The organism is Gemmatimonadota bacterium, assembly GCA_040882465.1.
Lineage (GTDB): Bacteria > Gemmatimonadota > Gemmatimonadetes > Longimicrobiales > Gaopeijiaceae > JBBEBG01.
The window spans coordinates 19,718-32,067 of sequence record JBBEBG010000040.1; the positions used below are offsets into that span (position 1 = coordinate 19,718).

Below are 12,350 nucleotides of genomic sequence, written 5' to 3' on the forward strand. Positions count from 1 at the left end.
GGAGCGACGAGGCGAGTTCGTGGAGAGCTCCCGGAGGCATGATGATCGCGGTGGGTGATTCGCAGACAGGCGGCACCCCCATAACGTTCACACGGTCCGAACCGTGGCGCGGGTGGCTCCGCCTCTCGCTACATGTCCTGCTCTGCCGTGATTGGAGTACCTCTGGGCGCCGTACCGACCTCTCGACCTGAAGGAGGCGTCGGTAGGCTTACTCTGAACTCGGTACGCCCCGGCTCCGAACTCACGGCGATCTCCCCTCCGCAGCGGCGCAGAAGTTGGCGGGCAATCTCCAGCCCGAGGCCCACACCCTGGCCCGGGGGCTTCGTCGTAAAGAAGGGGTCGAAGATGCGTGAGATCAATTCGGGAGCAATGCCATGCCCGTCGTCGCTCACGCACACGACGACCCGATCCAGCTCCGTTCGGACCGCGACCTCGATCCGCCCGGAGTCGCCGACCGCGTCAATCGCATTCTCGATGAGGTTCATCCACACCTGGTTCAGATCACTGGCGACCGCCCGAGCGGGCGGGACCTCGGGCTCGACCTCGAGCGCGATCGTGACCCCCTTCGCCCGAATCCTCGGTTCCACGATCCGCATCGTGTCCCGAAGTCCGTCCGCTACAACCACCGCCTCCAGCCCCGCCGCCTTGTCCATGTGCGTGAATGCCTTGACGGCGGCCACGAGGTCGTAGATGCGGACCGTGGCGTCCTCGACATCCTGAGCCGCGAGGCGGATTGCGGAACCGGCCGCGACCCAGCGGAGAGCGGCGTCCAGCGCCTTTGCGGGCACCAGATGGGCGAGTCGATCCAATCCTTCGATGGTGATGGACGTGTCCACGAGATCTTCGACGTAGCTCGCATCCAGGCCGTGGCGACGGAGCCAGTCCTCGATCTGACCTTCTCGATCCATACTCAGGGTCGAGGCGGCCGGCTCCCACCACTCCGCGCTCAACTTCTCGAGGGAGGCGATGAGAGCCTCGGACAGTCCCGCCCGCCAGAGCGCTCGCGAGGCACTTTCCGCGCCGGACAGTCCCGCGCGCAGCAACCGCGCTCCGCGCATCGCGGCCGAGGCTGGATTGTTCAGCTCATGTGCCAAGCCGGCCGCGAGTTTTCCGAGCGACATCATCTTTTCGTCCTGCAGATCGCTCGAGGTGAGGCGGCGCGCGCGGTCGAGCATCGTGTGGACCGTATGGGCGGTGAAGCCGGGGCACCGGGAGACCATCTCGGGGAAATGGCTCTGGTGAATCGAAAGGATTTCAGTCGGCACTTCCGCCAGGACGTCGTTGCGCACCTCCGTCATTCGCGAGAACGGTAGCAGGCCGGTGACATCCCCGGGGGACCATTCGAACACTCGCCGCGGTCCGACACCACGGTCGACATCTACGGCGACACGGCCCGTAAGCAAGATGAAGAGGTGTTCGAGCGCATCACCCGGAGCCATGAAGACTCCGGGCTCGTGGACCTTGAGCCGACCGTGCGTCGCGAGCCACTCCAGCTCCTGGACGGGGACTCCCTCGAGCTGGGGCATGGAGGAGAGACGGTCGACGAGCTCAGGAATTGCCATGATCGCCTCCAGTCTCCAGATCCGGTCCCATCGGGCCGATCATCCGGGCGGGCAATCGGCCCGAATGGCGTCGGCAGGGGCAGAACGTCGAGTCGTGAGGAGACGATGTCAACGGCGGCTGGACACTTCCCGTGCGGGATGCGTAGGCTGACGAAGCCACTGGACACACACTTCACCGGCTGCGCGGACGGTCGTTCCGGAGTTAGCACGAAGCCCCTCAGGTGGACCTTTGAGGAGGGGCGAGGGGGCGCTCGAGGCCGGGAGGCGTCGTTCCACGCGAGCCCGGCTTTCCCGATTGATAGCGACTTAGCTTCGAGGATTACACTACCGCCGTGCGAAACCTCGGACGCGTCTCGGGATTCGATCCGGGAATGGTCGAGGAACTCGCGCAGCTCCCTGGAGTCCGCAACGTCCTCTTGCATGAGTATGTGGGGCTGGACTACGACCTGGTGGTTCGCGCGCTGCACCACCTCGATCCGATCCATGATCTTGCGACGGCGGCTGCGGAGCGGCTCCTGAAGTCTCCCCGGGGTTGACCGAAGGCCGATCGCGCCCGATTGTGCCCACCACTTGTCCGGGCCCCGCCGTGCAGCGCGTGCCCCATCCCGATCCAACGAGCAGGTTCCGCCGGAGAAGCGCCATGTCCGAAGAAAACAAGTCTCTCGTCCGCCGCACCTACGACGCGATCAACCGCAAGGACTTCGACGCGCTGGCGGCAGTGATCGCCGACGACGTCATCGAACACGACGAGTTCCCGGGCCTCGAACCGTCGAAGGCCGGAGTTCTCCAGTTCTTCCGAAATCTCCAGGCGGCGTTCTCCGGAGTTACCATGACCGTGGAGGACCTGATCGCCGAGGGGGACAAGGTCTTCGCCCGCGTGACCCTTTCCGGCACCCACCAGGGAGAATTTCTCGGAATCCCCGCGACCGGCCGCTCCATTTCCGTCCCGATGGCGGATTTCTTTCGGATCCGTGACGGACAGATGGTCGAGCACTGGGGCGTGGCCGATTCGGGAGTGATGATGCAGCAGCTCGGCGTCGGGGAGGGGTGACGTTCGCGGGGAGCTACTGGCCACCCAACATGCCCACGAAGTGGCCCCAACCCCCAGTCGGCGACTGCGAACCCCCAATCATGGCCTTCCAGGTGAGCCTTACCTTCTTCGATCTCCTGAAATGCATCGGCGAGGATCTGAGGGTCGGGCAGCACTATACGAACGGACTCAGCGACTGCGTGCGCAGTGCGTCCAACCGAGTCCACCGCTTCCTGAATGGCCTTCGCCGTTTCGGCGATTCGACCAAGCGCGCTCCGGAACTGAGGAGAATGCTCAAGACGGATGTGCTGGACGTTGAACTCGACGGCGAACTTACGAAGAAGCTCCCGGACCGGGGCCGTCCACTCCTCGATACGCTCCTGCGCCAGCGTCTTGAAGTCCTCAGATCGCCGGATGCTGGCCGGATCGGCTGACAGGGTGCGAGGGCTCGCGGCCCATGCTCTCGCAACGCGAAGGAGCGTCGGCCTTGGCAACGAGCGCAACCGGTCCCCGTTCCAGTCCGAGGACACAGCTTGGTGCTCAAGGATCGAAATGACGAACTCAACCGGGGGAAGGTTGATGCGGGCGTGAACTGCGGCACCGTCTCTGACGCTCAGGGGCCGTAGGGCGATCCGAATGTCCTCTGAGACGTCAATCTCGATTGGTTCGATGACTCGTTGCCCGAGGTCCTCCGATGTCAGGCATGGCCGGCTGAATTTTCATCCCGAATCTATCCAGAGTGAGAAGACGAAAAGCCCTGAAAATGGCCTAAGCATGCTGAGTCGGGATACCGTTGACATTCAATCATCATGATGGTATGATTATGCCATCATGATGAGATCACAGGTACAATTCACCGAAGACCAGCACCGGGCGCTCAAGCGATGGGCCGACCATCTGGGGATTTCCATTTCGGAGGCCGTGCGTCGCTGCGTGGCGGAGCGTCTGGCCCGGGAGGATGCGGCCCCCACCCGAGCGGATCGGGTCAGAGAAGCGGAGACAGTGATCGGCAAGTACGCGTCCGGGCGGTCGGACGTGGCCGAGCGGCACGATGACTACCTCCCGGACGCCTTCCACGAATGAGTGTCTTCGTGGACACGTCGGCCCTGTATGCGCTCTTCGACCGGGACGATCGCCGCCATGGGGAGGCCGCGGAGGTCTGGAGCCACCTGGTCGCCCACTACCGTCCGCTTATCACGAGTAATTACGTCCTTGTGGAAACGACCGCTCTTCTCCAGCGCCGAATCGGCCTCCCCGCCGTCCACGACCTAGAAGACCACATCCTCCCCTTTCTGACCGTGCGTTGGATCACCGAACCCCTGCACCGGCGCGCCCTCGTCCGGCTCCGGAAGGAGGATCGCCGTGAGGTGAGCCTAGTGGACTACAGCTCCTTCGAATTGATGGAGTCCGAGGCCGTGGGAGAGGCCTTCGCCTTGGACGAGGACTTCGCATCCGCGGGATTCCGACTCCTACCCTCTGGGCGGAGCGACGCAGCTCCCTGACAGGACACGGGGGGTGGGGTGCAATGTCTTCGACCGAAGGGGCGCCCGGATTGGCCAAACACCCTGGTGCGCCGTAACCTTTCAGATTGCGGACGCCCGGGCGGGCCGCTTTCCGCCCGCTTCCTCCCTCGACGGGTCGGGATTCTGAGAAGCCACCGCGGCGCCGTCTTCGTCGCCCGAGCTCTCGGGAATTCAGGGGACGAACTCCTCGAAGAGATCTGACCCCATGCGCCTCTCCTGGAACGAGATCCGCGCCCACGCCGCCGCCTTCGCCCAGGAGTGGGCGGGAGAGGGGTATGAGAAGGGGCAGACCCAACTCTTCTACCGGGACCTCTTCGAGGTCTTCGGGATGCCGATCCGCCGGGTGGCCTCCTTCGAGGAGCCGGTCAGGCGGTTGGGTGAGAAGCGGGGGTACATTGACCTCTTCTGGAGGGGGGTCCTCCTCGTCGAGCAGAAGAGCGCTGGGCGCGACCTGAAGACCGCGAAGGTGCAGGCCCTCGATTACTTCCCCGGGCTGAAGGATGCCGACCTCCCGCGCTACCTCCTCCTCAGCGACTTCCAAAGTTTCGAGCTGTACGACCTCGAGGAGGACGAGTCCGCGACCTTCCTGCTTGCCGATCTTCCCGCCCATGTAGAGAAGTTCGGCTTCATCCTCGGCGTTCAGAAGCGAACCTTCAGGGACCAGGACCCGGTCAACATCGCCGCCTCGGAGAGCGTCGGCCGGCTCCACGACGCCCTCGAAGAGGTGGGGTACGCCGGGCACGACCTCGAGCGCTTCCTCGTCCGGATCGTCTTCTGCCTCTTCGCCGACGACACCGGGATCTTCGAACCCCGGGGCGCCTTCCACGACCTGATCGAGACCCGTACCGCCGAGGATGGGTCGGACCTCGGACTCTGGCTGAGCCAGCTCTTCCAGATCTTGGATACGCCCCCTGAGGCGAGGTCGAAGATCCTCGACGAAGAGCTAGCCCGCTTCCCCTACGTCAACGGTGAACTTTTCGCGGGTCCGCTCCGGATCCCCTCCTTCAACGCCGAGATGCGCGGGATCCTCCTCGACGCGGGGGCCTTCGACTGGTCGAAGATCTCTCCGGCGATCTTCGGCTCCCTCTTCCAGTCGGTGATGGAACCGAGGGAGCGCCGGGCGCAGGGGGCGCATTACACCACCGAGAAGAACATCTTGAAGGTGATCGAACCCCTCTTCCTCGACGATCTCCGCGCCGAGTTCGCGCGGCTGAAGGGGCGAAGGGACACCGGGCGGCGAATGGCGCTGAAGGCCTTTCACGCGCGGCTCGCCGATCTGACCTTCTTCGATCCGGCGTGCGGTTGCGGCAACTTCCTCATCATCGCGTATCGCGAGCTCAGGGCGCTGGAGATCGAGCTGCTCCGGGAACTCCAGGCCTATGAGGGAGAGGCGCAGATGGACCTCCACGCCTCGGACCTCTCCCTCCTCGATGTGGACCAGTTCTACGGGATCGAGATCGGAGAGTTTCCGGCGCGGATCGCGGAGACCGCCCTCTGGATGATGGACCACATCATGAACAACCGCCTGAGCCTCGAGTTCGGGCAGACGTACGCGCGAATCCCCCTCCGGAGCGCGCCGCACATCCGGCACGCCGACGCCCTGGAGGTGGAGTGGGAGGCGGTCCTCCCGGCCGCCGAGTGCGACTACCTCCTCGGAAATCCTCCCTTCGTGGGGGCGAAGTTCCAGAGCCCAGCGCAGCGGGCGCAGGTCCGGCGGATCGCGGGACTCGGAGGAACGGGGGGGACGCTCGACTATGTCGCAGCCTGGTACATTCGGGGGGGTGCCTACGCCCGGAAGGGGGGTGCGCGGATCGGCTTCGTCTCAACGAACTCGCTTACGCAGGGGGAGCAGGTGGCGCAGCTCTGGCCGATCCTCTTCGAGCGGTTCGAGCTGGAGATCACCTTCGCACACCGAACCTTTGCCTGGGGGTCCGATGCCCGCGGGAGGGCGCATGTCCATGTAGTCATCCTCGGGCTCGGGCGCGCGGAAGACGCGCCGGTCCAGCGCCGACTCTTCTCCTACGACGACGTGAACGGGGATCCTCACGAGAGCGTACACGCGGGGCTGACCGCGTACTTGACGGACACGGCGGGGCTTCGGAACCCGCACCTTGTCGTGCGGGAGGAGAGCCGGCCGATCAATGGGATGCCGCGGTTGCTTACGGGAACGCAGCCGATCGACGAGGGTCAGTACATCTTCACCGATGAGGAACGGGAGGCCTTCCTCGAAGTGGAGCCGGAGGCCACACCGTGGCTGCGCCCCTTCCTGGGGGCGAAGGAGCTCCTGCACGGGGAGCGGCGTTGGATCGTCCACCCGGACAGCATCCCTCGGGAGGTCCTGCGAACCCTGCCCCGGGTGCGTGAGCGGATGGCCCGCGTTCGGGAATACCGACGGCGGAGTCGGCGTTCCTCTACGCTCGGGCTCGCGGATTCGCCCGGGTCGTTTCAGGTCACGGTGATTCCGAAAGGGCCCTTCATGGTGATACCCGAAGTGAGTTCCGAGCGCCGCGAGTACGCGCCGATCGGATGGTTGGAGCCGCCCACGATCCCGAGCAACCTTCTCCGAGTCCTCATCGACGCCCGCCTCTGGCACTTCGGCCTCCTGACCTCCCGGATGCACATGGCCTGGCTGCGGATGGTGACCGGGAGGATGAAGAGCGACTATCGCTACTCCGTGGGCGTCGTCTACAACACCTTCCCCCTTCCTCCGGGCGGGGGAGCGGCGCTCGAAGGGATCGAGCCGCTCGCGCAGGAAGTGCTCGACGCGCGCCTCGCCCACCCGGGCGCGACGCTTGCCGACCTCTACGATCCGGACACGATGCCCGCCAACCTGCGGAAGGCGCACCGGGTGCTGGATCGCGCGGAGGACCGCCTCTACCGGAAGAAGGCCTTCGACTCGGACCGGGAGCGGGTGGAGCACCTCTTCGCCCTCTACGAGGCCATGACGAACCCATTACAGACCATGAAGCCGGCCAACCAACCGCGAGCCCGATCCAGGCGCGGGTAGGCCACCGGTGCTCGACGGGACCGCCTCGCTCGCGTCACCGGAGGCTCCCCTGATCTACCGCCTCCCCACGCCCGACCCGGACGGGCGCACCGCGATCCGGCTCACTCCGATGGAGCTTCTCGATCGACTCGCCCGCCTCGTTCCGCCCAGGACCAACGCTTCGCGTCGGTGCCCTCCACCGCCACCGCTACCACGGGGCCGTCGCACCGAACGCCCGCCTCCGGAGCGCTGTCGTGGCCTCTGGGAGACCGGTCCTCGAGGAAGTCCCCACACCGGCGGATTCGCCGGCGGATACGCTCGTCGCCCCCGACGGAGCGCGGGTCGGGCCCCTTCCGGAGCCTCGGCCGAGTCCACCCGGCCGCATCTCCTGGGCGCGCCTCCTCGCCCGCGGGCACCGACGCGAAGCGTTGGTCGCGAGGTCCTTCCCCTCCTCTGTCCCGTCTGCCAGGGGGAGATGCGGGTCATTGCCTTCCTCACCGACCCTCCCGTGGTCCAGGACATCCTCCGCCACCTCGGGATCCCGGTCCGCCCTCCGCCCCTCACTCCCGCCCGCGCTCCCCCTCAGGCCGAATTCGAGTTCGACCAGACTCCGGCCCTCGATCCCACCCTCGCGGACCCCGGGCCCGAGCTCGACTTCGATCAATCCCTCCCCAACGAGTGGGAGCTGATCCCGCGAGACCAACCGCTCCAGCCCCCGTCCTTTCTTCGCCTCGGCCGCGAATTGAGTGATTGGATTTCCTTCTATGGGGCAGTCGGTCAGCTACACGGTGGGGGGGAACTGAGCTATCGGGAGGGACACGAAGGGGTGAGGAACCGATCAGGAGAAGGAGGATCAGAACCCGTCCGGTCTCGAGTGCTCACGGCCGGGGGCTCGTGCATGCCTCGACCCGCGTCAGGATCCTTCAGGCGCCTGTTGGTCAGTTGGCGTCGCGATCGAGGCTGGAGGAGCTCCGCCGCCCGCGCGCCCTTGCCTTCCGGCCTCGACGAGACGGGCGCTCGCCTCCGACAGCGCTTCGAGCGCTTGCAAGCGTTCCCGGACGGTGAGGCGGAGCGCCCGCCGAAGCTGCGCTCGTCGGCTCCCCTCCCAGGTCGCCATGACCCAGTCGTGGTCCCGCCCCTCGTTACCGGCCACCTTCGATCTCCTCCGCAAGCGCCCGCAGGTGCTCGACGTCGTCCAGATCCCTGGGCCTCGAAGCGGCCTCTTTCATCGCGATCAGAGCTGCCAATCGGACGAATCGGACGCGGAGGCCGGGCGCCACCTCCGCCACGAGCGCCCCCTCGTACTCGCGGGGAAAGTCGAAGGGTTCGGTCGCGAACAAGTCCACCGTCAAGCCGGGATGACCTTCGCTCACCAGTGAGAACACCTGGAGATTTCGCGTCTCGATCCAGTCTCGCCGGACATCGGGATCCGCGAACTCCTCCGCCCGAACCGGAAGGAGAGGACCGTATCCGAGATCCTCGAGCGCCTGGAGCGCCGCGCGAACATTGCCTGAGTCGAGCTGGAGAACAAGGTCGAGGTCGTGGGTGAGGCGCTGATATCCGTGCACGTTCACCGCGACTCCTCCAGCGACGAGATAACGCACCCCACGGGCGTTGAGCGCCCGAAAGACCGCCTCGAGGGTGGCCAGCGTCATGGTGCTCAGCCTTCGACGAACGGAGAACGCGGCATCCTTTCCGGGATGACCCTACCGCGAAGCCGGAGGTCGCACAACTCTCCCATGAGCCCGTCCCCTCGAGTCCTGACGCCTCCGGTAATCCCGCGGCGGAGCGCGGGGTCGTGGCGGAGTGCGAGCGCGGACCCGCTCGGGCTTCCACGAGGGGCCCAAGCGGTTCGCGGTCCCGCGGTTACACTACTTTCGGTAGGAGATCCAATACGTGTCGGGGAGTGAGTTATCGCTGAGCTGACCCCCGAAGTTGGCGCAGCTGGACCCACGAAAAGCGAGCGAGCTAGAGTGAGGCCGACCAGTTCCCGCGGGATCACTGGGACGCCTGACCTCTTGCCTCCTCGGAGCTCCGCTCCGCGTCTTCGGCACCCTCGCCCCCCTTCCCATCCTCTCAGCTCATCCAGACATCGGACCACGGACCACTCGTCCTTGGACCCCCGACTCTCGCTCACCGCCGCCTCCACCACCTTCTCCGCGTGGGGCGACAGCACCTCGTACAGCCACTCCGACAGCGTGCCTTCCTCGAGGCAGATGTGCCGCGGCTTCGGGATCTGCCGCACCGCCTCGATCAGGCACCGTGCGTTCGTCTCCACCACATGGGTCCCGACTCGCTTCCCGCTCGGCGTCATGACCCCGAGCGTGCAGCTTGACGCATGCGCATCCAGCCCGATGTACCTGTCCATCGGCGTTCTCCTGTTGCGATGGGGACTCCTGGGCTCTCGTAAATCCCAGATTGTCCCGCCCCTCGGGAGAACGCCAACTCTGTTCCGGGGCCGGCCGTCCCATCCAACCTCCTCCGGTCACGCACGCGCTGCCCCTATGATGCCTATCCCTCCCCCAGGAATATCCGTCAGATGCGGTAGTGCAGAGCTTCTTCCAACTGACCACCGAGATCGAGCTCGGCGAGCCAACGATCCAGTTCCGGCTCGTCCACGGCTTCTCCACTGATCCGCAGCATCATGGCCACGTCTCGGAGATGGCGATCGGAGCCCGAATCACGGTAGTAGGCGAGCTTTCGTAGGATGACGTACTCGATCGGTGCCACCCAGAATCCCAGCCCTTCCGCTGACACCCGCCGCCTTCGCTCGAAGGCCCAGGTGTGATGGGGATCATCTCCGGCGAGGTAGACGTCGGCTCGAAGCGACGTGTCCCGATGGATGATGTTGAAGTGACCACCCCGAGGCCGGCTCGCCTCTTCCCGAAGGCTTTCCTGGGGAGGGACATAGAAGTCGCCGCCGGCGAACGCCGCCGCGAGCCGGCGGGTCGCGGCACTCTCCAGCGCGAGCACGATGTCGATGTCGCGCGTAAAGCGGGGGTCCCCATAGATGACGGCGGCAACGCCACCAGTAATCATGTAGGGGATGCCGAGCTCTTCCAGCGGCCCGATGAAGAGGCCGATCAGGTCAGGATCCGTCACCGCCGACCAGTTCGCGGGCACGGGCCCAGGCTTCCTCTTCGGAGAGCTCCGGCTTGAGGGCCCGGAGACCGGCCCGCTTCAGCGCGTACGCCTGACGAATGAGCGCGCGCATGACCGCGAGCTTGGCTTCCGGCGTCATGCGGCGAAGAGCCTCGAACTCGAAGGCTTCGGCGTCGAACCTCGCGGGATCCGGAGGCTCACGAGTCATAGCGGGAGCGCCGCCAGCCGGGTCTGCGCCTCTTCCACCTGAAGGACCACCCATGAACCCAGGATGTAGGTCCCGAGCACCTGCCAGAGGCTACGACGGTGGATCTCGCGGAAAAGCTTCCGAAGCGGATTGTCGGGAGGGGGAGTCATGATCTGGGCAACATGCGCCTTTGCCACGCAAGAAAAAAGGGGGTCCGAACCGAAGTTCTGCCCTCAACCACACACGCGAACCTCCGGGGTGGGCACCCAAGCACTGCGGGATGGGAGTGCTCTATTCCCTCCCGTATCTGGGCTTCGTCGTCCCCCCTCAGGCGGATGCAGGCTGGATCGGGGAGGCCGGACCCGGCCCCTCCTATCTCGACGACGATTCCGGTGGCCCGGAGAACGACTTTACGCAACGCAACACCATGTTCATGACCTGGAATCTTCTGCACCTCGCGAGAATGCTGTAAAGACCGGGGCGGGATTCCCGCGCGCGGGAATCAGCGGTCGGAGTGGGACGCGGGGTGCCGCTTCGACCACCCGAATCCCGAGTATCCCTGAGGATCGAGACGGGCGCCTCACACGCGCGCGGGCGCGCAAGGGCAGGCGCTCACTGGGCCGTGAATCCCTCCGTCTCGAGAGAGCGCAGAACTCGCTCCTTCAGCCGATCCGGCGGCGGAGCGTCGTCCGCGACACTGGAAACCGCCTCCAGGAAACTCTTTTCGAAGGCCAGCATCGGGTAGCAGCGGGCGCAGGTCTCCAGATGAGCCCCCACCCGATCCGCGACCGGCTCGCCGTGTGCCGGGCCACACGCGGGAAGGACCAGGGCAAGTGGCCAGATCATCCGCCCGATCCTCATGGCTCGACCCACATCTGTCTGGCTTCCCACGCGAGAGGTATGATGATCTTCGACCTGCCCCCTGAGGGCGGGTGTCCGTGTATACGTGGTGCCCTACCCCCGGCCCGAGAGGTTCCCGTGGCGATCGGCAAGCACTGGATGGACCAGCGGCGGGAAGACCTCGAGCGGATGTTCGGGCCCCGGGACGAATCGGGAGGCGGCTTCTACATTCTCCTCTTCCCGCTCTACGGACCGATCCTCGGCGTCCTCCTGTACCCCCTTGCGACCGGCGTGATGTTCGCGGCGGGGGGGCCACGATGGACCGCCTCCGGGGCGCGGTGGGCATCGGGGACATCCCCGTGCCGTGGTGGGAGTGGGTCGCACTGATCGCGGTCTTCCTCGTCTTCTTCCGCATCGACAACCAGCTCGGCCTCCAGAAAGGCTACTACGTCCTCCGGCACGTGATCCGGCTCGGTGTCCTCGCGGCGCTCTGGAACGCGACGTACCTCCGCGAGACGACCGGTGAGATCTGGCCTGGCTTCGCCCAGTTCGTGACGGCGCCCTTCCGCGGCGGAACCATGGGCATGGTCACCCTCCTCGTGGGTCTCGTCGGGGCGCACTTCGTCCTGCGTTCATACTGGTTGCGAAAGGGCTGGGACATCGCGCTCAAGACGTGGCGTCTCCGCCCGCAGGACTACAATCCCGAGTTCCTGTATGGGGGCCGGCTCGGCCTGATACCGAGCCTCCGGGGAATACGGGAGCGGCGCGTCGACGCGGATGCGAAGGAGTTCGACGAGCTCTTCGACCGGATCTCGAAGCCGGAGCCGTGAGCGTCGGGCGCCCGGTGCGCGGAGCCCGGACGTCGCGACGCCCTACTTCCGGCCCGTCGCCGTGATCACGCCCTGCTCATAGATCATCCCGCCGTTCGTCTCGAACGACTTCCACCCCCCGACGACCTCTCGCTCGAGCGCTTCCTGGGCTTCCTCGTCGGCTCCGGCGCGGTCCGCACGGGCCGCCGCTGACGGCTCTCCCGTCGTCCGATCCGCCACGGTGTCGGCCCGGGCCCGCATCCTAGCCCTCTTTGGGAGATATTGACATGCACGTGCATGTCACACTAATT

General features: G+C 65.9%; 15 protein-coding genes and 2 pseudogenes. 9 read left to right on the forward strand and 8 right to left on the reverse strand.

The window, feature by feature from the left end:
• Window positions 1-128 precede the first annotated feature (128 nt).
• The gene (locus tag WEG36_15245; GenBank protein ID MEX1258951.1) at window positions 129-1,562 is read right to left on the reverse strand and encodes an ATP-binding protein; all 1,434 of its coding nucleotides are present in this window, start codon (window positions 1,560-1,562) and stop codon (window positions 129-131) included.
• Between the two features lie 326 nt (window positions 1,563-1,888).
• On the opposite strand from WEG36_15245, the pseudogene WEG36_15250 reads away from it, so the two are divergent.
• The 6 genes and pseudogenes from WEG36_15250 (at window position 1,889) to WEG36_15275 (ending at window position 7,122) form a co-directional block, all read left to right on the forward strand.
• Window positions 1,889-2,098 (forward strand): annotated as a pseudogene (locus tag WEG36_15250) (HepT-like ribonuclease domain-containing protein).
• A 104-nt stretch (window positions 2,099-2,202) separates the two neighbouring features.
• Window positions 2,203-2,613 carry an ester cyclase gene (locus tag WEG36_15255; GenBank protein MEX1258952.1) on the forward strand — a complete coding sequence of 137 codons (411 nt, stop codon included), beginning with the start codon at window positions 2,203-2,205 and terminating at the stop codon, window positions 2,611-2,613.
• Between the two features lie 80 nt (window positions 2,614-2,693).
• Complete coding sequence (locus tag WEG36_15260) at window positions 2,694-3,026, forward strand: hypothetical protein (GenBank protein ID MEX1258953.1); 333 nt, start codon at window positions 2,694-2,696, stop codon at window positions 3,024-3,026.
• A 397-nt stretch (window positions 3,027-3,423) separates the two neighbouring features.
• Window positions 3,424-3,675 carry a CopG family transcriptional regulator gene (locus WEG36_15265; protein ID MEX1258954.1) on the forward strand — a complete coding sequence of 84 codons (252 nt, stop codon included), beginning with the start codon at window positions 3,424-3,426 and terminating at the stop codon, window positions 3,673-3,675.
• Complete coding sequence (locus WEG36_15270) at window positions 3,672-4,094, forward strand: PIN domain-containing protein (GenBank protein MEX1258955.1); 423 nt, start codon at window positions 3,672-3,674, stop codon at window positions 4,092-4,094. The genes WEG36_15265 and WEG36_15270 overlap by 4 nt, the downstream gene beginning before the upstream one ends.
• A 226-nt stretch (window positions 4,095-4,320) precedes the next feature.
• Complete coding sequence (locus WEG36_15275; GenBank protein ID MEX1258956.1) at window positions 4,321-7,122, forward strand: DNA methyltransferase; 2,802 nt, start codon at window positions 4,321-4,323, stop codon at window positions 7,120-7,122.
• 892 nt (window positions 7,123-8,014) lie between these two features.
• Here the strand turns inward: WEG36_15275 and WEG36_15280 are convergent.
• The 5 genes from WEG36_15280 to WEG36_15300 form a co-directional block, all read right to left on the reverse strand.
• Window positions 8,015-8,254: a hypothetical protein gene (locus WEG36_15280; protein ID MEX1258957.1), complete on the reverse strand. Its 240-nt coding sequence runs from the start codon at window positions 8,252-8,254 to the stop codon at window positions 8,015-8,017.
• A complete protein-coding gene (locus WEG36_15285; GenBank protein ID MEX1258958.1) occupies window positions 8,244-8,756 on the reverse strand; it encodes a DUF6036 family nucleotidyltransferase in 513 nt (170 codons plus the stop codon). The genes WEG36_15280 and WEG36_15285 overlap by 11 nt, the downstream gene beginning before the upstream one ends.
• Before the next feature lie 880 nt (window positions 8,757-9,636).
• Window positions 9,637-10,224, reverse strand: a complete 588-nt coding sequence (locus WEG36_15290; GenBank protein MEX1258959.1) for a nucleotidyl transferase AbiEii/AbiGii toxin family protein — start codon at window positions 10,222-10,224, stop codon at window positions 9,637-9,639.
• The gene (locus tag WEG36_15295) at window positions 10,190-10,411 is read right to left on the reverse strand and encodes a hypothetical protein (protein ID MEX1258960.1); all 222 of its coding nucleotides are present in this window, start codon (window positions 10,409-10,411) and stop codon (window positions 10,190-10,192) included. The genes WEG36_15290 and WEG36_15295 overlap by 35 nt, the downstream gene beginning before the upstream one ends.
• Window positions 10,408-10,560, reverse strand: coding sequence for a hypothetical protein (locus tag WEG36_15300; GenBank protein MEX1258961.1), 153 nt, complete (start codon window positions 10,558-10,560; stop codon window positions 10,408-10,410). The genes WEG36_15295 and WEG36_15300 overlap by 4 nt, the downstream gene beginning before the upstream one ends.
• Before the next feature lie 98 nt (window positions 10,561-10,658).
• On the opposite strand from WEG36_15300, the pseudogene WEG36_15305 reads away from it, so the two are divergent.
• A pseudogene (locus WEG36_15305) lies at window positions 10,659-10,953 on the forward strand (flavodoxin family protein).
• Between the two features lie 49 nt (window positions 10,954-11,002).
• On the opposite strand, the gene WEG36_15310 reads toward WEG36_15305, so the two are convergent.
• Window positions 11,003-11,236 (reverse strand): hypothetical protein, encoded by a 234-nt coding sequence (locus tag WEG36_15310; protein MEX1258962.1) that lies wholly within the window; start codon window positions 11,234-11,236, stop codon window positions 11,003-11,005.
• Window positions 11,237-11,368: 132 nt separating this feature from the next.
• Here WEG36_15310 and WEG36_15315 point away from each other — a divergent pair, with 132 nt between their 5' ends.
• Together WEG36_15315 and WEG36_15320 are read left to right on the forward strand one after the other, a co-directional pair.
• Window positions 11,369-11,617: a hypothetical protein gene (locus tag WEG36_15315; protein ID MEX1258963.1), complete on the forward strand. Its 249-nt coding sequence runs from the start codon at window positions 11,369-11,371 to the stop codon at window positions 11,615-11,617.
• Complete coding sequence (locus WEG36_15320) at window positions 11,590-12,060, forward strand: hypothetical protein (GenBank protein ID MEX1258964.1); 471 nt, start codon at window positions 11,590-11,592, stop codon at window positions 12,058-12,060. The genes WEG36_15315 and WEG36_15320 overlap by 28 nt, the downstream gene beginning before the upstream one ends.
• A gap of 42 nt (window positions 12,061-12,102) precedes the next feature.
• Here the strand turns inward: WEG36_15320 and WEG36_15325 are convergent, their stop codons facing one another.
• Window positions 12,103-12,300, reverse strand: coding sequence for a hypothetical protein (locus tag WEG36_15325; protein MEX1258965.1), 198 nt, complete (start codon window positions 12,298-12,300; stop codon window positions 12,103-12,105).
• Between the last annotated feature and the right edge of the window lie 50 nt (window positions 12,301-12,350).

Bases quoted from the DNA above. Each gene is read 5' to 3' on its own strand.
- WEG36_15245 (MEX1258951.1), bottom strand. From the start codon at position 1,562: ATGGCAATTCCTGAGCTCGTCGACCGTCTCTCCTCCATGCCCCAGCTC.
- WEG36_15255 (MEX1258952.1), top strand. From the start codon at position 2,203: ATGTCCGAAGAAAACAAGTCTCTCGTCCGCCGCACCTACGACGCGATC.
- WEG36_15260 (MEX1258953.1), top strand. From the start codon at position 2,694: ATGGCCTTCCAGGTGAGCCTTACCTTCTTCGATCTCCTGAAATGCATC.
- WEG36_15265 (MEX1258954.1), top strand. From the start codon at position 3,424: ATGATGAGATCACAGGTACAATTCACCGAAGACCAGCACCGGGCGCTC.
- WEG36_15270 (MEX1258955.1), top strand. From the start codon at position 3,672: ATGAGTGTCTTCGTGGACACGTCGGCCCTGTATGCGCTCTTCGACCGG.
- WEG36_15275 (MEX1258956.1), top strand. From the start codon at position 4,321: ATGCGCCTCTCCTGGAACGAGATCCGCGCCCACGCCGCCGCCTTCGCC.
- WEG36_15285 (MEX1258958.1), bottom strand. From the start codon at position 8,756: ATGACGCTGGCCACCCTCGAGGCGGTCTTTCGGGCGCTCAACGCCCGT.
- WEG36_15295 (MEX1258960.1), bottom strand. From the start codon at position 10,411: ATGACTCGTGAGCCTCCGGATCCCGCGAGGTTCGACGCCGAAGCCTTC.
- WEG36_15300 (MEX1258961.1), bottom strand. From the start codon at position 10,560: ATGACTCCCCCTCCCGACAATCCGCTTCGGAAGCTTTTCCGCGAGATC.
- WEG36_15310 (MEX1258962.1), bottom strand. From the start codon at position 11,236: ATGATCTGGCCACTTGCCCTGGTCCTTCCCGCGTGTGGCCCGGCACAC.
- WEG36_15325 (MEX1258965.1), bottom strand. From the start codon at position 12,300: ATGCGGGCCCGGGCCGACACCGTGGCGGATCGGACGACGGGAGAGCCG.